At 71.3% G+C, this 17,103-nt stretch carries 19 protein-coding genes; 12 read left to right on the forward strand and 7 right to left on the reverse strand.

Annotated elements, in window-relative coordinates:
- Positions 1-102 precede the first annotated feature (102 nt).
- Complete coding sequence (gene purL, locus ACFQ58_RS03760) at positions 103-2,454, reverse strand: phosphoribosylformylglycinamidine synthase subunit PurL (RefSeq protein WP_376949686.1); 2,352 nt, start codon at positions 2,452-2,454, stop codon at positions 103-105.
- 233 nt (positions 2,455-2,687) lie between these two features.
- Between purL and ACFQ58_RS03765 the strand changes: the two genes are divergently transcribed.
- Positions 2,688-3,359, forward strand: coding sequence for a DUF6624 domain-containing protein (locus ACFQ58_RS03765; protein WP_376949688.1), 672 nt, complete (start codon positions 2,688-2,690; stop codon positions 3,357-3,359).
- Between the two features lie 55 nt (positions 3,360-3,414).
- Here the strand turns inward: ACFQ58_RS03765 and ACFQ58_RS03770 are convergent, their stop codons facing one another.
- Together ACFQ58_RS03770 and ACFQ58_RS03775 are read right to left on the reverse strand one after the other, a co-directional pair.
- Positions 3,415-4,230 (reverse strand): shikimate 5-dehydrogenase, encoded by an 816-nt coding sequence (locus ACFQ58_RS03770; RefSeq protein ID WP_376949690.1) that lies wholly within the window; start codon positions 4,228-4,230, stop codon positions 3,415-3,417.
- Positions 4,231-4,269: 39 nt separating this feature from the next.
- Positions 4,270-4,731 (reverse strand): DUF3817 domain-containing protein, encoded by a 462-nt coding sequence (locus ACFQ58_RS03775; RefSeq protein WP_376949692.1) that lies wholly within the window; start codon positions 4,729-4,731, stop codon positions 4,270-4,272.
- 134 nt (positions 4,732-4,865) lie between these two features.
- On the opposite strand from ACFQ58_RS03775, the gene ACFQ58_RS03780 reads away from it, so the two are divergent.
- From ACFQ58_RS03780 to ACFQ58_RS03790, 3 genes are all read left to right on the forward strand, one after another.
- Complete coding sequence (locus ACFQ58_RS03780; protein WP_376949694.1) at positions 4,866-5,492, forward strand: hypothetical protein; 627 nt, start codon at positions 4,866-4,868, stop codon at positions 5,490-5,492.
- A gap of 35 nt (positions 5,493-5,527) precedes the next feature.
- Positions 5,528-6,061: an adenine phosphoribosyltransferase gene (locus ACFQ58_RS03785; RefSeq protein ID WP_376949696.1), complete on the forward strand. Its 534-nt coding sequence runs from the start codon at positions 5,528-5,530 to the stop codon at positions 6,059-6,061.
- A gap of 70 nt (positions 6,062-6,131) precedes the next feature.
- Positions 6,132-6,869 (forward strand): flavodoxin family protein, encoded by a 738-nt coding sequence (locus ACFQ58_RS03790; protein ID WP_376949698.1) that lies wholly within the window; start codon positions 6,132-6,134, stop codon positions 6,867-6,869.
- Between the two features lie 10 nt (positions 6,870-6,879).
- Here ACFQ58_RS03790 and ACFQ58_RS03795 read toward each other — a convergent pair whose 3' ends face one another.
- The gene (locus ACFQ58_RS03795; RefSeq protein ID WP_376950330.1) at positions 6,880-7,722 is read right to left on the reverse strand and encodes a formylglycine-generating enzyme family protein; all 843 of its coding nucleotides are present in this window, start codon (positions 7,720-7,722) and stop codon (positions 6,880-6,882) included.
- 103 nt (positions 7,723-7,825) lie between these two features.
- Here ACFQ58_RS03795 and ACFQ58_RS03800 point away from each other — a divergent pair, with 103 nt between their 5' ends.
- Positions 7,826-8,191 carry a DUF1801 domain-containing protein gene (locus tag ACFQ58_RS03800; protein WP_376949700.1) on the forward strand — a complete coding sequence of 122 codons (366 nt, stop codon included), beginning with the start codon at positions 7,826-7,828 and terminating at the stop codon, positions 8,189-8,191.
- A gap of 10 nt (positions 8,192-8,201) precedes the next feature.
- On the opposite strand, the gene ACFQ58_RS03805 is transcribed toward ACFQ58_RS03800, so the two are convergent.
- Complete coding sequence (locus tag ACFQ58_RS03805) at positions 8,202-8,639, reverse strand: hypothetical protein (protein ID WP_376949702.1); 438 nt, start codon at positions 8,637-8,639, stop codon at positions 8,202-8,204.
- Positions 8,640-8,798: 159 nt separating this feature from the next.
- Here ACFQ58_RS03805 and ACFQ58_RS03810 point away from each other — a divergent pair, with 159 nt between their 5' ends.
- From ACFQ58_RS03810 to ACFQ58_RS03840, 7 genes are all read left to right on the forward strand, one after another.
- Positions 8,799-9,239, forward strand: a complete 441-nt coding sequence (locus ACFQ58_RS03810; protein ID WP_376949704.1) for a Fur family transcriptional regulator — start codon at positions 8,799-8,801, stop codon at positions 9,237-9,239.
- A 125-nt stretch (positions 9,240-9,364) separates the two neighbouring features.
- The gene (locus tag ACFQ58_RS03815) at positions 9,365-10,885 is read left to right on the forward strand and encodes a catalase (protein WP_376949706.1); all 1,521 of its coding nucleotides are present in this window, start codon (positions 9,365-9,367) and stop codon (positions 10,883-10,885) included.
- Positions 10,886-11,177: 292 nt separating this feature from the next.
- Positions 11,178-12,329: a M14 family zinc carboxypeptidase gene (locus ACFQ58_RS03820; RefSeq protein WP_376949708.1), complete on the forward strand. Its 1,152-nt coding sequence runs from the start codon at positions 11,178-11,180 to the stop codon at positions 12,327-12,329.
- 273 nt (positions 12,330-12,602) lie between these two features.
- Entirely contained in the window at positions 12,603-14,240 is a 1,638-nt protein-coding gene (locus ACFQ58_RS03825) for a radical SAM protein (protein WP_376949710.1), read from the forward strand.
- 10 nt (positions 14,241-14,250) lie between these two features.
- The gene (locus ACFQ58_RS03830) at positions 14,251-14,565 is read left to right on the forward strand and encodes a hypothetical protein (protein WP_376949712.1); all 315 of its coding nucleotides are present in this window, start codon (positions 14,251-14,253) and stop codon (positions 14,563-14,565) included.
- Between the two features lie 3 nt (positions 14,566-14,568).
- Positions 14,569-15,426: a prolipoprotein diacylglyceryl transferase gene (locus ACFQ58_RS03835; RefSeq protein WP_376949714.1), complete on the forward strand. Its 858-nt coding sequence runs from the start codon at positions 14,569-14,571 to the stop codon at positions 15,424-15,426.
- A complete protein-coding gene (locus ACFQ58_RS03840; protein ID WP_376949716.1) occupies positions 15,410-15,889 on the forward strand; it encodes a hypothetical protein in 480 nt (159 codons plus the stop codon). Before ACFQ58_RS03835 ends, ACFQ58_RS03840 begins: the two co-directional genes overlap by 17 nt.
- Positions 15,890-15,937: 48 nt before the next feature.
- Here the strand turns inward: ACFQ58_RS03840 and purQ are convergent, their stop codons facing one another.
- Both purQ and purS read right to left on the reverse strand, forming a co-directional pair.
- Positions 15,938-16,636, reverse strand: coding sequence for a phosphoribosylformylglycinamidine synthase subunit PurQ (gene purQ / locus ACFQ58_RS03845; protein WP_376949718.1), 699 nt, complete (start codon positions 16,634-16,636; stop codon positions 15,938-15,940).
- 40 nt (positions 16,637-16,676) lie between these two features.
- On the reverse strand, positions 16,677-17,009 hold the full coding sequence (gene purS, locus ACFQ58_RS03850; RefSeq protein ID WP_376949720.1) for a phosphoribosylformylglycinamidine synthase subunit PurS: 333 nt from the start codon (positions 17,007-17,009) through the stop codon (positions 16,677-16,679).
- Between the last annotated feature and the right edge of the window lie 94 nt (positions 17,010-17,103).

Here is a 17,103-nt window from a genome sequence, read left to right on the forward strand (position 1 = left end):
GTCCGCACCGCGCGGCACCGCGAGATGCCACTTCCGCCGGGTCGAGGGCGTGCGGACCCGGCGAAACCGGCAACTCGACGCCCCCGCGCGGGACGGTGCGCGTCAGTACCCGACGACGGGGCCGAACGCGTCGGCGAGCGGGGCGCGGTTCAGGCCGCGCAGCTCGTCGATCGACACCGTGAACACGTCCTGCACCTCGAGCGCCTGCGACGCGGCATCCGTCACGCCGATGCGGCGCACCGCGTAGCCGCGACCCTCGCAGAGCCCGCGGAAGCGCACGTCGTCTTCGCGGGGGACGCTGACGATCACGCGTCCGGTCGACTCGGAGAAGAGCGCGGTCGCGAGGTCGATGCCGGCGTCCTCGGTGACCTCGCCGAGGAAGACGCGCGCGCCCACCCCGAAGCGGTTCACGGCCTCGGCGAGCGCGATCGCGAGCCCGCCGTCGGAGAGGTCGTGCGCGGAGTCGATGAGGCCCTCGAGCGCCGCCGCCTGCAGCAGCTCGGCGAGCTGCTTCTCGCGGGTGAGATCGACGTACGGCGGGCGGCCACCCAGGTGGTCGTGCACGACGCCGGCCCACGCCGACCCGTCGAGCTCGGCGTAGGTGTCGCCGAGGAGGTAGATGTTGTGCCCGTCGTCCTGCCAACCCGAGGGGATGCGGCGCGCGACGTCGTCGATGACGCCGAGCACCGCGACGACCGGGGTCGGGTGGATCGGCACGTCGCCGGTCTGGTTGTAGAACGACACGTTGCCGCCGGTCACGGGAATGCCGAGCTCGAGGCATCCGTCGGCCAGGCCCTCGACCGACTGGGCGAACTGCCACATGACCTCGGGGTTCTCGGGGCTGCCGAAGTTCAGGCAGTCCGAGACGCCCATGGGCTTCGCGCCGGTGACGGCGACGTTGCGGTACGCCTCGGCGAGCGCGAGCTGCGCGCCGGCGCGCGGGTCGAGCTGCGAGTAGCGGCCGTTCGCGTCGGTCGCGACCGAGACGCCGAGGCCCGACTCCTCGTCGACGCGGATCATGCCGGCGTCGTCGGGCGAGGCCAGGGCCGTGTTGCCGAGCACGTAGTGGTCGTACTGGTTCGTGATCCAGGCGGCATCGGCCTGGTTGGCCGAGCCCACGAGCTGGAGGAACTGCGCACGCAGTTCGTCGCCGGCGTCGTCGGCCGGGCGGGCCAGCGACTCGGTCGTGTCGGCCTGCAGCGCGTCGAGGTACGACGGGTAGGCGACCGGACGCTCGTAGACCGGGCCGTCGACGGCGACAGTGCGCGGGTCGACGTTCACGATCTCCTCGCCGCGCCAGGTGATCGAGAGGCGGCCGGTCTCGGTGACCTCGCCGAGCACGGAGGTCTCGACATCCCACTTCTTCACGACCTCCATGAAGCCGTCGAGTTTCTCCGGGCGCACGATGGCCATCATGCGCTCCTGGCTCTCGGACATCAGGATCTCTTCGGGCGTGAGCGTGGGGTCGCGCAGCAGCACCTCGTCGAGCACGATCGACATGCCGCCGTCGCCGTTGCTCGCGAGCTCGGAGGTCGCGCACGAGATGCCCGCCGCACCCAGGTCTTGGATGCCCTCGACGAGGTCGCCCGCGAACAGCTCGAGGCAGCACTCGATGAGCACCTTCTCGGCGAACGGGTCGCCCACCTGCACCGCCGGACGCTTCGTGGGGCCGCCCTCGGCGAACGTGTCGGACGCGAGGATCGACGCGCCGCCGATGCCGTCGCCGCCCGTGCGGGCGCCGAACAGCACGACCTTGTTGCCGGCGCCCTTGGCGTTGGCGAGGTGCAGGTCCTCGTGCCGCATCACGCCCACGGCGAGCGCGTTCACGAGCGGGTTCGCCTGGTACACCGGGTCGAACCAGGTCTCACCGCCGATGTTCGGCAGGCCGAGGCAGTTGCCGTAGAAGCTGATGCCCGCGACGACGCCGTGCACCACGCGTGCGGTGTCGGGGTGGTCGATGGCGCCGAAGCGCAGCGCGTCCATGACGGCGACCGGGCGCGCGCCCATCGAGATGATGTCGCGCACGATGCCGCCGACGCCCGTCGCGGCGCCCTGGAACGGCTCGATGTACGACGGGTGGTTGTGCGACTCGATCTTGAAGGTGACCGCCCAGCCCTCGCCGATGTCGAGCACGCCCGCGTTCTCGCCCATGCCCACCATGAGGTGCTGCTTCATCTCGGGCGTGACCTTCTTGCCGAACTGGCGCAGGTAGACCTTCGACGACTTGTAGGAGCAGTGCTCGCTCCACATGACCGAGTACATCGCGAGCTCGGCGCTCGTGGGCCGGCGGCCGAGGATGTTGCGGATGCGCTCGTACTCGTCGGGCTTCAGGCCCAGCGCCGCGTACGGCTGCTCCTTCTCGGGGCTCGCCGCAGCGACCTCGACGGTGTCGAGCACCGGCTTCGGGGTCGTCGCGTTCGGGGCAGCGGTCGTGGCGGGTGCTTCAGTGGTCACGAGTGGCGAGCTCCAAGAAACGGCGGCGAGCGGATGCCGCGGGGCGGATGCCGGACCCGCCCAGTCTACCGGCGCTGCTCACGTGAGCAGCCCGGGGCCTCTCGGCTCGTGTGGTCCTCGTGTGGACAGTCGTTGCGGGTGCCATCCCGTCCCCACCCGCAACAACCGTCGTCACCCCCTTCACGCCGGCGCATCGTGATGCGGTCGTGACGTCCGCGGGTCAGGATGTGGACATGGGGACGCCGAGGAGGTCGCCTCGATCCGCCGAACTGTTCGGTGCGGCGGCGTGCATCGCGCTGCTCCTGTCCGGATGCGCGCTCGTGGGCGGCCCGGCCTCCGCGCCCGTTTCGACCTCGCCGCCCCCGTCGCCGACTGCGGCACCGGCGCTCATGCCGGCCGACGCCGATCCCGACGGCGAACTGCAGGAGGAGCTGCTGGCGATGCTCGAGCGCGATCAGGCCGGCCGCACCGGCGGCGAGGACACGGAGGGCGACGCGGCGCGCACCGCCCGCCTGCGCGAGATCATGGACGCGCACGGCTGGCCGACGCAGTCGGCCGTCGGGGAGGAGGCCGCGACGGCCGCGTGGGCGATCGCGCAGCACTCCGACCTCGAGCCCGAGTTCCAGCAGCGCGCGCTCGAGCTGCTCGAGCTCGCCGTCGCCGAGGGCGAGGGGTCGCCCGGCGACCTCGCCTACCTCACCGATCGCGTCGCGGTGAACACCGGGCAGCCGCAGACGTACGGCACGCAGATCGGATGCGGTCCCGACGGGCCGGCGCCGAGCACGCCGATCGCCGACGAGTCGACGATCGACGAGCGCCGCGCCGAGGCCGGCCTGCCGCCGCTCGCCGAGTACTACGCCGAGCTCGAGGAGATCTGCGCACAAGAGGCGCCTCCCACCGGATGAGTCCGCCCGGCGGACCACCTGCGTGCCTCTCATGCAGCGCGAACTCGTGCGGCCGCTACTCGGCGCGGGAGAACGCCGAGGCGCGTTCGACCTGGTCGCGCGTCAGCGCGACGCCCGTGTAGCGCTCGAACTGCCGGGCGGCCTGCAGCGCGATGACCTCGGCTCCGGTGATGACGGGGGTGCCGGAGGCGCGCGCGGCCCGGATGAGCGGCGTCTCGGCGGGGAACGCGACGACGTCGACGACCGTCGAGGCGCGCTCGATGAACGGCCCGTCGAAGGCCAGCGCCGCGGCATCCGCCCCCTGCATGCCGAGCGGGGTGACGTTGACGATGACGTCGAAGGATGGCTCGGGCTCCTCGCTCGCCCACGCGTAGCCGTACTTCTCGGCGAGCGCCGGCCCGGCCTGCGCGTTGCGCGCCAGCACCGTGAGGTCGGCGAACCCTGCGCCGCGGAACGCCGCCACGACCGCCTTCGCCATTCCGCCCGACCCGCGCACGATCACGCGCGCGGCCGGGTCGAGCCCGTGCTCGGCGATGAGCTGCGCGACCGCCTCGTAGTCGGTGTTGGATGCCGAGAGTCGTCCGCCGTCGTTCACGATCGTGTTGACCGACTCGATGGCCGCGGCGGACTCCTCCATCACGTCGACGAGCGGGATCACGGCCTCCTTGAACGGCATCGACACCGAGCAGCCCCGGAAGCCGAGCGCCCGCATGCCGCGGATCGCGCCCTCGAGGTCGTCGGTCGTGAACGCCTTGTAGAGGAAGTTCAGGCCGAGTTCGTCGTACAGGAAGTTGTGGAACCGGGTGCCGAGGTTCGACGGGCGTCCGGAGAGCGAGATGCAGACCTGCATGTCCTTGTTCAGGATGGGCATGCGCCCATTCTCGCCGAGCGCGCGCCTCGGCGACGCGGGTCAGGCCTCGCGGCCGCCGGGCGGACCGACCATGAGCAGCGCCGTGAAGACGGCTGCCACGCCCACCACCCCGAGCACCGTGAGCAGCACCGGTCGGCCGAGGCCCCAGCGCAGCAGCCGGTTCACGACGTTGCCGTCGGCGGGATGCTCGGTCGCCTCGCGGCGCCAGTCGCCTTCGAGACGGCCGCGGCGCATCAGCCACAGCTCGAACGGCACCGTCGCGTACGGCACCACGGCCGTGACGACGCCGAGCGCCATGAGGCCGATGCTCCAGCGCTGGTTCACGCCGACGAGCAGCACGGTGGCGCCGTACGCGAGGAACACGAATCCGTGGATGGATCCGCCGACGAGCACGGCCTGGTCGAGGCCGACGGTCGCGCGGAGGACGAGCGCGGTGATGAGGAGGGTCCAGGTGATCGCCTCGGCGATCGCGAGGCTGCGGAAGAGACGCTGGGGTGACACGATGCTCCTGGGGGTGGGGTGCTTCCATCCTCGCAAGCGCGGCCGGCCGTGGCATCCGTCGAAGGATGGACGCCGCAGCGGCCTGCGGCGTAGTCGGATGCCGCACGCGCGAGCATCCGGGGGAGGGCGATCCGATGCAGGACGACGAGACGACCGACACGACCGACACGACCCGCGCGGCGACCGGCGCGGCAGCCGACGTCCCGTCCGCTCGCTCGAGGAACGGACGCCCCGGCGCCCCGACGGTGCCCGCCGCGGTCGCTCGGCCGGCGCTGCTCGTGCTGCGCGCGGCCCGGACCGAGTCCGCGATCTACGGCGTCGTGCTCGTGAGTGCGCTCATCGCCGTCGGCTGGGAGGACGACACCGACCTCGAGGTGCTGCTGTTCACGCTCGGCGCGACGGGGGTGTTCTGGCTCGCGCACGTCTACGCCGGCACGATCGCGCGCGAGGAGGGTCCCGAGTCGGGTCGGCCCCGATGGCGCGCGATCCTCGCCGCGGCCCGGCGCTCGGCCGTCGACTCGTCGCGGATGCTCCTCGCGATGGTGCTGCCGACCGCGTTCCTGGGCATGGCCGCGCTCGGCTGGATCGACGAGTACGTCGCGTACTACATCGCCCTGTGGGTCGGCGTGCTCGTGCTGGCCGTGATCGGCTGGTGGACGGCCGCGCGGCGCGGCGGGCCGTGGGGGTGGCGCATCCTCAGCGCACTGGTCACCGCGAGCCTCGGGCTGCTCGTGATCTGGTTGAGCTCGCTCGTGCACTGACGCCTCCCGCGCACCCGGCCCGATACCCTTGCCGGATGCACGAGTCCGAGGTCCGCGCCCTCGTCGAGTCGAAGCTCGCGACGATCCCCGACTTCCCCGAACCGGGCGTCGTGTTCCGCGACCTCACACCGGTGTTCGCCGACGGACCGGCCTTCCACGCGCTCGCCGAGGCGCTGACGGCGCCGTTCGAGGGCCGCTTCGACGTCCTCGCCGGCGTCGAGGCGCGTGGGTTCCTGCTCGCCGGCGCCGCGTCGGCGCTGTGCGGCGCGGGCGTCCTGCCGGTCCGGAAGGCGGGCAAGCTCCCGCGCGCCGTGATCCGCGAGGAGTACGAGCTCGAGTACGGCACGGCGGCGCTCGAGGTGCACGAGGGCGAGCTCCCGCCCGGGTCGCGCGTGCTCATCGTCGACGACGTGCTCGCCACGGGCGGCACCGTCGAGGCTGCGGCGCGGCTGTCCGAGCGGGCCGGATGGCGCGTCGCCGGCATCTCGGTCGCGATCGAACTCGAGGCGCTCGACGGACGCGCGCGGCTCGGCGACCGCTACGAGATCCGCAGCCTGCTCCAGTACTGAGCGGCTGCGCGGCCACCGGCCGCAGGTCAACCCCGTCGCGGCGCCCGCGCATCCTCCATACGATCGCGCGATGACCGATACCACCGTGCCCGACTTCTCGGACCTTCGCGCCCTCTTCATCAACTGCACGTTGAAGCGGAGTCCGGCGACGAGCAACACCCAGGCGCTCATCGACGCGAGCGCGCGCCTCATGCGGCTGCGAGGGGTCGAGGTCGACGCCATCAGGCTCATCGATCACGACGTCGCGACCGGGGTCTCGCCGGACATGCGCAAGGAGGGATGGCCCGCCGATGCGTGGCCCGACGAGATCTGGCCCAGGGTGCGCGCCGCCGACATCCTCATCGTGGCGAGCCCCATCTGGCTCGGCGAGATCGGCTCGATCACGAAGAAGCTCATCGAGCGGCTCGACTCGATGTCGAGCGAGACCAACGACCGGGGCCAGTTCGCCTACTACGGCAAGGTCGGCGGCGCGATCATCACGGGCAACGAGGACGGACTGAAGCACTGTGCGGGCAAGATCCTCTTCAGCCTGCAGCACATCGGCTTCACGATCGCTCCGGCTTCGGGCCCCGGCTGGATCGGTGCCGTCGGTCCGGGGCCGAGCTACCTCGACGCAGAGTCGGGCGGCCCCGAGACCGATTTCACGAACCGCAGCCTCACCTTCGCGACGTACAACCAGCTCCATCTGGCGAGCATGCTGAAGCGCGCGGGCGGTATCCCGGCGTACGGCAACGTCGTCGACGCGTGGGAGCGCGGGGAGCGCTGGGACTACGTGCCCAACCCCGAAGGGCTCACGTCCGACGGGTAGCCCCGCCACCTCAGCGTGCGCAGCGGAACCCGAGGTTCGTGGTCGCCGAGTCCTCGGCCTGCGCGGAGCGCGCGGCCGGGCGATACCGGCGGCAGTACTCGGGCGCGCAGAGGTGCGATCCGCCCTTGGTGACGCGCATCGCCTGCGAGGCCCGCGCCCCGGCGAGCAGGTCGCGGCGTTCGCCGCGGTCGACGGATGCCGCGCCGGGCGGCACATGGCGGGGCGTGAACGCGTCGACGGTCCACTCCCACACGTTGCCGATCATGTCCGCGAGGCCGTAGCCGTTCGGCGGGTACGACCCGACCGGTGAGGTGCCGCCCCAGCCCTCGTTGCGGTACGGGAACGCGCCGACCCAGGTGTTCGCCATGACCTCGCCCCGCGGCATCCGCTCGTCGCCCCAGGCGAACTCGGCGCCGTCGAGCCCGCCGCGTGCCGCGAACTCCCACTCGGCCTCGGTGGGCAGCCGGCGCCCGGCCCATTCGGCGTAGGCGGCGGCGTCGGCGTAGGCCACGTGCACGACCGGGTGATCGAGCCGGTCGTCGATCGACGAGTCGGGGCCGAACGGATGGCGCCACTGCGCGCCCGGCACCCAGCGCCACCATTGCCGCCAGTCGTTCAGGTCGACGGGTCCGGTGGTGGGCGTGAACACGAGCGAGCCCGGCACGAGCTCGGCCGGATCGGCGCCGGCGAACTCCGCCGGGTCGAGTTCGCGCTCCGCCACGGTGACGTACCCGGTGGCGTCGACGAACTCGGCGAATCGGGCGTTCGTGACGGGATGCCGCTCGATCGCGAACGGCTTCACGCGGCGCTCGTGCTGCGGCGCCTCCTCGGGGTAGTGCCGGTCGGAACCCATCAGGAACGTGCCGCCCCGAAGCTCGACGAGTTCGGTGAGGTCCACCGGTTCAGGCTACGCCCGGCGCTGGCCGGGCCCGGTGCACCGGTGGGATACTGCGGGCATGGAGCGGCACGACCCGACCGTGGACGCCTGGTTCGAGCGCTACGACAACCCCCAGCGCGACCTCGTGATGGCCGTCCGCGACGCCGTCCTCGCCGCCGACGAGCGCGTCACCGAGACGATCAAGTGGCAGGCGCCGACGTTCATGTACCGGGGGAACATCGCCTCGTTCTATCCGAAGTCGACCAAGCACGTGAGTCTCATGTTCCATCAGGGTGCCGAGCTTCCCGATCCCGAGGGCCTCCTCGAGGGCGAGGGCGACGTCTCCCGTGTCGCGAAGTTCGCCGACGCCGACGACCTGGAGCGCAAGCGCGAGGCGCTGCAGGGCATCGTGCGAGCCTGGATCGCGGCGCGCGACGCGAGCTGATCCGCTCGGGTCAGCCCACCCAGAGGGTGCCGTCGGACGTGCCGCCGTCGGTGTCGCTCTGGCCGGGGAAGCCGCGGTCGCCGAAGTCGGGACGACCGGGCCCGGAGCCGTCGCCGTCGCCGTCCATCCAGCCCGGTCCCGTGGGCCCGCCTGCCGGAACGCCCGCGATGTCGTTGAACAGCGCGGCGGCGTTGCCCGCGACGAATCCGCTCGCGAAGCAGAGCAGCGCGAGCAGCAGGGCGCCGATGGCGAGGACCCAGGCGCGGCGGTACCACGGAGTCCGCTCCGGCGTACGGGGCGTCGCGGCGGTCGGCGGAACCACGCCGCCGCCGGCAGGGGTGCCGGGCGCCGGATGGAACACGGGCGGGTTCGCGTCGGCGGGCCTCGGCGGGATCGGCTCGGTCGGGGCGGTCGGCGTGCTCGACGCCGCCGGGGTCGTGCTGGTCATCTCGGTCCTCCGGGCATTCGCGCGAGACGGATGTCCCGCATGCCCGCAGCCTCGACGGGCCGGCTATGCACGGGCTTTGGCCCGGCCCGGCGTACGCCCCGAGTCGCGACATCCGCTCAGTTGTTTTGAACGACTCAAAACAACTGATATGTTCGAGGCATGACGAGCGACGCCACCCTCGAGCCGGCCGACGCGCACCTGCGCGCCGCCGGGCTCAAGGTGACGGCGCCGCGGCTCGCCGTGCTCGACGCGGTCACCGGCAACGGGCACCTCGACGCCGATGCCGTGCACGCGCGGGTCGTCGCCACCCTGCCCGGCGTCTCGCTGCAGTCCGTCTACAACGTGCTCGGCGCGCTGAGCGCCGCCGGCCTCCTGCGCCGGATCGAACCCGCCGGGTCACCCGCTCTCTACGAGAGCCGCATCGGCGACAATCACCACCACGTGGTGTGCACGCGCTGCCACGTCGTCGCCGACATCGACTGCGTCATCGGCGAACCCCCCTGCGTCGTGCCATCCGACACGGGCGGCTTCGCCATCCACACCGCAGAGGTCACCTTCTGGGGCCTCTGCGCCGACTGCCAGCGGCAGGCCGCGGGCTAGCCCGCGGCATCCGCTCGCCCCGGCGCCCCGCGCGCCGACCGCCCGACCGGGGCGGTGCTCGTCGTGCCCGCACGTCGCGCGCCGCCGTGGTCGCGGCATCCACCCACCGAGAAGAGAAGGACGACATGTCGAACCCCACGACCCCGCCCGTCACCACGACGCAGACCGGCACGCCGGTCGCGAGCGACGCGCACTCGCTCACGGTCGGCGCCGACGGCGCCACGGTGCTGCACGACCGGTACCTCGTCGAGAAGCTCGCGCAGTTCAATCGCGAGCGCATCCCCGAGCGCATCGTGCACGCGAAGGGCGGCGGCGCGTTCGGCCGCTTCGAGGTGACCGCGGATGTCTCGGCGTACACCCGCGCGGCCGTGTTCCAGCCCGGCGCCGAGTCCGAGACGCTCCTGCGGTTCTCGTCGGTCGCCGGCGAGCAGGGCTCGCCCGACACCTGGCGCGACGTCCGCGGCTTCTCGCTGAAGTTCTACACGACTGAGGGCAACTACGACATCGTCGGCAACAACACCCCGGTGTTCTTCATCCGCGACGGCATCAAGTTCCCCGACTTCATCCACTCGCAGAAGCGCCTGCCGGGCTCGGGCCTGCGCGACGCCGACATGCAGTGGGACTTCTGGACGCTCTCGCCCGAGTCGGCCCACCAGGTCACCTACCTCATGGGCGACCGCGGCTTGCCGAAGTCGTGGCGCGAGATGCAGGGCTACGGCTCGCACACCTACCAGTGGATCAACGCCGCCGGCGAGCTGTTCTGGGTCAAGTACCACTTCCGCTCGCAGCAGGGCGACCTGCACCTGGATGCCGCGACCGCCGAGGCCATCGCGGGCGCTGACGCCGACTTCTACCGCCGCGACCTGTACGAGGCGATCGAGCGCGGCGAGTTCCCGAAGTGGGACCTCTTCGTGCAGGTCATGCCCTACGAGGACGCGAAGACGTACCGCTTCAACCCGTTCGACCTCACCAAGGTGTGGCCGCACGCCGACTACCCGCTGATCCCGGTCGGCACGCTCACGCTCGACCGCAACCCGCAGAACTTCTTCGCCGAGATCGAGCAGGCGGCGTTCTCGCCGGCGAACACCGTGGCGGGCATCGCGATCAGCCCCGACAAGATGCTGATGGCGCGCGTCTTCAGCTACCCCGACGCGCAGCGCTACCGCGTGGGCACGAACTACAACCAGCTGCCCGTCAACGCGCCGCATGCCGCGCCGGTGCACAACTACTCACAGGACGGTGCCGCGCGGTACCACTTCGGTGCGCCAAACGCGCCCGTGTACGCGCCGAACTCGTTCGGCGGCCCGGTGGCGTCGCCGGATGTCGCGGGTGAAGGCGGCTGGGAGGCCGACGGCGAGCTCGTCCGCACGGCGTACACGCTCCGCTCGGACGACTCCGACTTCGGCCAGGCGGGAACGCTCTACCGCGACGTGTACTCGCTCGAGGCGAAGGCGCGCTTCGTCGAGACCCTCTCGGGGCAGGCGCACGCGATCTCGATCGACGACATCCGCGAGCGGTTCTTCCAGTACTGGACGAACGTGGACCCCGAGCTGGGCGCTGCGCTGCGTGCGGCGTACGCGGCCGGCGTGAACGCCGACGCACCGCAGCAGCCGGAGGCCGACGAGGAGGACGCCGCCGCGGCCTAGCGGTCGAGTCACCGGGCGTCTCGGGGCCGCTCGCCTGCTTCCGACGCCCGGGTCGCGCGCTCGCGCGGCCCGGGCGTCCGGCGCTTCGAGCCCTCATTCCGGAGGGGCCCTCAGGTTCCATGCAATGGAATGGACGAGCGGCCCGAAGATCGTTCAACAAAGCGGACGGGTGTCCATTGAGATGCGGAGAGCGCTCTCCGTAGGCTCCCTTCAAGGCCTGCGAGTCGGAGTTCCGGCCCCGATTCGAGTCTCGTGTCGCGACCGCGGCATGCCCTACGCAAGGAGACCAGCGATGCCCATCAGCACGAGATCACCGAATCGCCGCCGACGTACCGCTGCCGCGCTCGCGGCCGGCGCCGCGTTCGCCATCGCAGCGCCCCTCGCCGCGGCCGCACCGGCGACGGCTGACGCGACGTTCCCGTCGACCGAGGGGAACACCAACATCGCGAGCATCCTCACGTACGCCGATGTCGTGAAGGAGCTCGACCGCCTCGAGCGCACGTCGCGGTTCGGTGTCGACGTGTCGACGCTCGCCGAGATCGGCACCGCGGTGAACACGTCAGAGCAGGGCAACGACCTCTACGTCGCCACGGTCGGCACCGGGCCCGAGGCGGTGTGGCTGCAGGGCCGCATCCACGGCAACGAGCCCTACGGCGCCGACTCGCTGCTCGCCGTCCTCAAGGAGCTCGGCACCAACGGCTCGCCCGACTGGACGCTGCTGCGCGACACGTACACCTTCCACGTCATCCCGACGTACAACCCCGACGGCACCGACCTGAACATCCGCCACACGATCCTGCAGGACGGCTCGAACAAGCGCATCGACCTCAACCGCGACTGGGGCGTCGGCAAGTTCGAGGCCGCCGAGTCCGAGGCGTTCTACGAGTACTGGACCATGGTCGACCCGGTGTTCGCCGTCGACATCCACCACCAGGGCCTGAAGCGCGAGCGCGGCGACGGCGACGAGGTGACGCTGTCGCTCGGAATCTCGCTGGCTCCCGGCGGGCCCACACTGCCCGGCATCGAAGGCGGCGCCTACGACGTGCTCACCCGTCAGATGCAGGTGCACGTCTACGACGAGCTCTCGAAGTACGGCTACATCAACATCGATCGCTACGACGTCGGCCGCGGCATCGAGATCGACATCAAGGGCGGCGTCGTGTCGGCCATGATGCTCGGGCTCGACCACGACGGCCTCAACCCCGAGGGCCACAGCAACCCGGCGATCTTCTTCGAGACGAGCGGCAACTCGTCCGACGGCAGCCTGGGCCAGAAGGCTCGCGGCAAGTCGATCGAGCAGAACGTGCTCGCCCTGCAGGAACTGCTCCTCGGCATGGCGACCGGCGAGGTCCAGCAGGAGGACGCGAGCCGCTGGGACGAGATCCCGCACGCGCCGGTGACGGCGTACCAGACCGACGACGGAGTGATCCCGGCGTCCTTCTGACGGACAGCTGACGCTCGCCCGGCGTGGCGGGCGAGCGGGCGGGGTGGAGTGGTCGCGCGATCGCTCCGCCCCGCTCGTGCGGCCCGGCGCCCGGGCGACCGGGAGCATGGTTCGGGAGACCGGTCGAGAGGCCCGAGGAGCCGCACAAGTGTCGATCGCCGGCGACTCGAGAACGCGCTCCCCGGGGCTGCCGCAGAGTCGGGTGCCCGTGCCGTACTCTCGACACAGCCGAGCGGGCGCTGCCTCCTCGTGGTCCGTCGCAGGAGGTCTGACATGGGTGCGCAGAACGTCGCGGGAGCGCTGCGGGACTACCGCATCCACCGGTACGTGAACGCTTTCTGCCCGCGATGCCACGAGGACGACCCCGACCGCGACCTGGACACCGTGCAGCGCCTCTCTGGCTGGCTGGCGGCCTACGACGACGACTCGGTCTGGCTGGAGCGCGGATGCCCCGAGCACGGGATCGTGCGCACGCTGTACGACGAGTCCGCCGAAGTGCTCGCCTACCTCGAGCAATGGACGGCGCCGACCAAGTGGCACGCCCCTGACGCCGTCCGCAACTTCAAGCCCGTGCCCGGCGCCTATCTCGACGGGCTCCCGGCGATGCAGACGCAGCACACCTGCATCCTGCTGGAGGACCTCACCGACCACTGCAACCTGCGCTGCCCGACGTGCTTCGCGGAGTCCGGGCCGGCGGCCACGGCGACCGCCCCGCTCGCGGAGGTGCTCGCCTCCGTCGACGACCGGCTGGCGAAGGAGCACGGGCGACTCGACGTGCTCATGCTCTCGGGCGGCGAACCGACGCTCTACCCGTGGCTGGAGCAGCTCGTGGAGCAGTTGGTCGCCCGCCCCATCGTCCGCATCCTCATCAACTCGAACGGCCTCCGCATCGCGAACGACGACGCCTTCGTCGAGTTCCTGAAGCGGCACCGCGAGCGCGTCGAGGTGTACCTGCAGTACGACGGTGAGAGTCCCGAGGCGTCGCGGTTCCATCGCGGGGCCGACATCCGCCGGTTCAAGGAGCGCGCGATCGAGCGGCTGAGCGCAGCCGGCGTCTTCATGACCCTCACGATGACGGCGGCGAAGGGCGTGAACGACGGCGAGATCGGCGCGGTCATCCGCCGGGCGATGACCACGCCCTACGTGGGCGGTGTGACCATCCAGCCGGTGTTCGGCTCGGGCCGGAACTCCGGCATCGACCCGGAGGATCGGCTCACCCACGGCGGCGTGCTGAAGCGCCTCGAGCTCCAGACGAATGGCGAGATCACCTGGAGGGACCTCACGGCGCTGCCGTGCTCGCACCCGCATTGCTGCTCGGTCGGGTACTTCCTGCTCGACGATTCCAAGCAGTGGAAGTCGCTGACGAGCATCATGGGGCACGACCGGCTGAAGGACTTCCTCGACCTCAATCCCGACCTCATCGCCAACCGCATCGCCGACAGCGAGGTGAACACCCGGATGAAGGAGGCGGTGAAGCACTCGCTGCTCGACCTGTTCAGCGAGCAGTCGAGCCTCTCGCACCCCTCGATGTCCGACATCTGGCGCGATATCTGCACCAACTGCGACCTCGGCATCGGCACGCTCACGAAGCTGGCGACGTCCGCGCTGCCCGGCCAGCACACGCGCCTGCGCAAGTTCCTCGGCGAGCGCGTCCTGCGCATCACGGTCAAGCCGTTCATGGACATGAACACGATGATCGAAGAGCGTCTCACCCAGTGCTGCGTCCACGTCGCGACCGTGAACGACGACACCGGAGCGCACCAGTGCGCGCCGTTCTGCGCCCTGCAGGCGTGGGCGCCCCTCGCGCGGCAGCGCCTCTCGACCGCCACGGCCCGCAACGCGGCCGACCGCGCCGGCGATCGGTCGCGCGTGCCGCTCGGCGACGCCATCCCGGTCGGCGAGCCGGCGTGAGGCGATCGAGATGACAACGGATTCGGGGTTGCGCCGATACGACGAGCACGTCGGGCTGCCGTTCGACCCGCTCCGCCTGTGCGTGTTCGCGACGATCGCGCTCCTCACGTGCGTGTTCGGGCCCCTTTCGCTGCTCGTGTTCGCCGTCATCGCGATCCGCGGGTACGCCCGTGCCCGTCGTGCCGGGCTGTTGAAGTCGCGCTGCAAGCTCGGCGACACCCGCAACGTGCTCGCGTACCTCATCGCCCTCGCGGTGCTCGCCGTCGCAGCCGTGCCCCTCTGGCTCGGCATGTGGATGTCGCTGATCACCCACGGAATCGGCTGACGCGTGTATCCGACGCTCGACGCGTTCTGGAGCGCACTGCCCGCGATCGACACGCATGGGGTCTTCGTCGCCGTCGGGCTGGCGGCCGGCGGCCTCGTGTTCCTCATCGAGCAGCGGCGCCGTGGGGTCGCCGACCCGCGGATCCCGGCGCTCCTCGCGGGGACCCTGCTCGGCGCCGCCGTGTTCTCCCGGCTGGGCACGTGGGCCCAGCACCTCGACCCCCGTGAGAACCTCGCGCTCGTCGAGCAGCTCGCGCGCGGCAACGCATCGATCCTGAGTGCGCTGGTGGGGGCGTGGCTCGGGCTGCACGTCGCCAAGCGCCTCACCGGGTACCGGGAGCGCACCGGCGACCTCTTCGCGCCGGCCGTCGCCGTCGCCCTCGCCATCGGCCGATTCGGTTGCTTCCTCACCGAGCGCCCGGGCACGCCGACCGGTGCCGACTGGGGGCTGGTCGTGTCGCCGGAGGCTGCAGCCAGGGTCGGCGTGCCCCCGGCGGTGCCGTTGCACCCGAGCTTCCTGTACGAGATAGCCTTCCACGCGGCCGCGTTCTGCGTGCTGTGGCTGTGGTTGCGCCGGACCCGGATCGCGTCGGGCGAGCTCCTGACGCTCTACATCGGCGCGTACGCGGTCTTCCGGTTCTGGGTCGAGTTCGTGCGGGGCAACGAGGCGGCGTGGATCGGCCTGACCAGGCCGCAACTCTTCCTGCTCGTGACCATCCCGTTGTTCGTCGCGCGCATCGTGTGGCTGATCGCGCATGGGCGATTCCTCGAGCGGATGGCGCCCGATCAGGCCAACCATGTGCTCCACCAGCAGCAGGACATCGACGAGGGAAGGACGGTGGGCGGTGCCGGGAACGGATGACCACGACGAGCAGGCGGGGCCGGGCGACGAGGGGTCGCGCGACCCCTCGGGGCAGCCCGATGGTCAGGGGCGCAACGCCGAGCAGGGCTGGATCCCACCCATTCCTCAGTCGGGGCCGGTGCCGGGCGGCGGAGCGACGCCGGCGGCACCATTCCAGCCGGGTGCAGGGCCGGCGCCGGGCACGCCCGCCTCGGGCCTGAGCACCGGCGCCGGCATCGGCATCGGCTCGGGCATCGGATGCGCCGCGATCGGGATCGCGTTCGTGCTCGGGTTCGTCCTCGCGATGGGTCAGGGCGCCGGATCCGCCCTGACGCTCACCCTCGTCTGCGCGCTTCCCGTGCTCGTGGGCATCGGCCTGCTCTTCAGCCGCAGGACCCGCAGCGTCGGCATCGGCATCCTGATCGTGGCATCCGCCGCCTGGATCGTCCTCATCGGGCCGTGCGTGGGCGTGCTCGGATTCTGACGCTGCGACGACCGCGCCGACGGACGCGACCCGGGCGCGATCGCGTGACTACGCCTCGACGAGGGTGCGGCGCACGACGCTCGTGAAGAAGCCCAGCCCGTCGACGCCCGAGCGCATCGCGGCCGCCGTGTCGGGACCGAAGCCCGGCTCGACCGCGTGCTCGGGATGCGGCATGAGGCCGACGACGTTTCCGCGCTCGTTCGAGATGCCCGCGATGTCGCGCAGCGATCCGTTGGGGTTCACGTCGACGTACCGGAACACCACACGGCCTTCGCCCTCGAGCCGGTCGAGGGTCTCCTCCGAGGCGATGAAGCCCCCCTCGCCGTTCTTCAGCGGGATCGTGATCTCTTGGCCGGCCTCGAACTCGCGGGTCCAGTCGGTCGACGTGTTCTCGACGCGCAGCACCTGGTCGCGGCAGATGAACGACCCGTGGTCGTTGCGGATGAGCCCCCCCTCGAGCAGGTGCGCCTCGGTGAGCATCTGGAAGCCGTTGCAGATGCCGAGCACCGGCATCCCCTGGTTCGCCGCGTCGACGACCTCGGTCATGATCGGGCTGAGAGACGCGATGGCGCCGCAGCGCAGGTAATCGCCGTAGCTGAAGCCGCCGGGCAGGATCAGGGCATCGACGCCGTCGAGGTCGTGCGAGCCGTGCCACAGGGCGACGGGCTCGCCGCCGGCGAGCCGAACCGCGCGCTGCGCGTCGCGGTCGTCGAGCGAGCCGGGGAACGTGATCACGCCGATGCGCATGCGGAGGCCTCCGGGGCGGTGGGGTCGGTCGGTCAGTCGGTCAGTGGGTCTCGCCCGCGGGGGCGTCGTACCCGTCGTGGTGGGCGGATGCCGCGCCGACCGCCTCCTCGGCGAGCTCGACGTTCGACTGCTCGTAGTGGATCCCGACGACGTCCTCGATCACGGAGTTCGACAGCACGTTCTCGGCGAGCGCCGCGACCTCGGCCTTGACGTCGTCGTCGATCGGGCCGTCGACCGTGAGTTCGAACCGCTTGCCCACGCGAACGCCCGAGATCGAGCCGTGCCCGGTGCGGGCCAGCGCGCCCGCCACCGCCTTCCCCTGGGGGTCCAGCAGCTCGGCCTTGGGCATCACTTCGACGACGATGGTGGGCACTGCGGTGCTCCGTTCGATGGGGGAGGTGCGGATGCCTCGATTCTACCGGTGCCGCGGCGACGCCCCGCCCGGGCGGGGCGTGCACCGTAGACTG

Origin of the sequence: Agromyces sp. NPDC056523 (genome assembly GCF_042794545.1) — a bacterium.
Taxonomy (GTDB): Bacteria; Actinomycetota; Actinomycetes; order Actinomycetales; family Microbacteriaceae; genus Agromyces.

Bases quoted from the DNA above. Each gene is read 5' to 3' on its own strand.
- ACFQ58_RS03815 (WP_376949706.1), top strand. From the start codon at position 9,365: ATGTCGAACCCCACGACCCCGCCCGTCACCACGACGCAGACCGGCACG.
- purQ (WP_376949718.1), bottom strand. From the start codon at position 16,636: ATGCGCATCGGCGTGATCACGTTCCCCGGCTCGCTCGACGACCGCGAC.
- ACFQ58_RS03765 (WP_376949688.1), top strand. From the start codon at position 2,688: ATGGGGACGCCGAGGAGGTCGCCTCGATCCGCCGAACTGTTCGGTGCG.
- ACFQ58_RS03790 (WP_376949698.1), top strand. From the start codon at position 6,132: ATGACCGATACCACCGTGCCCGACTTCTCGGACCTTCGCGCCCTCTTC.
- ACFQ58_RS03805 (WP_376949702.1), bottom strand. From the start codon at position 8,639: ATGACCAGCACGACCCCGGCGGCGTCGAGCACGCCGACCGCCCCGACC.
- ACFQ58_RS03795 (WP_376950330.1), bottom strand. From the start codon at position 7,722: ATGGGTTCCGACCGGCACTACCCCGAGGAGGCGCCGCAGCACGAGCGC.
- ACFQ58_RS03780 (WP_376949694.1), top strand. From the start codon at position 4,866: ATGCAGGACGACGAGACGACCGACACGACCGACACGACCCGCGCGGCG.
- ACFQ58_RS03830 (WP_376949712.1), top strand. From the start codon at position 14,251: ATGACAACGGATTCGGGGTTGCGCCGATACGACGAGCACGTCGGGCTG.
- ACFQ58_RS03785 (WP_376949696.1), top strand. From the start codon at position 5,528: ATGCACGAGTCCGAGGTCCGCGCCCTCGTCGAGTCGAAGCTCGCGACG.
- ACFQ58_RS03810 (WP_376949704.1), top strand. From the start codon at position 8,799: ATGACGAGCGACGCCACCCTCGAGCCGGCCGACGCGCACCTGCGCGCC.
- ACFQ58_RS03825 (WP_376949710.1), top strand. From the start codon at position 12,603: ATGGGTGCGCAGAACGTCGCGGGAGCGCTGCGGGACTACCGCATCCAC.
- ACFQ58_RS03820 (WP_376949708.1), top strand. From the start codon at position 11,178: ATGCCCATCAGCACGAGATCACCGAATCGCCGCCGACGTACCGCTGCC.
- ACFQ58_RS03800 (WP_376949700.1), top strand. From the start codon at position 7,826: ATGGAGCGGCACGACCCGACCGTGGACGCCTGGTTCGAGCGCTACGAC.
- ACFQ58_RS03770 (WP_376949690.1), bottom strand. From the start codon at position 4,230: ATGCCCATCCTGAACAAGGACATGCAGGTCTGCATCTCGCTCTCCGGA.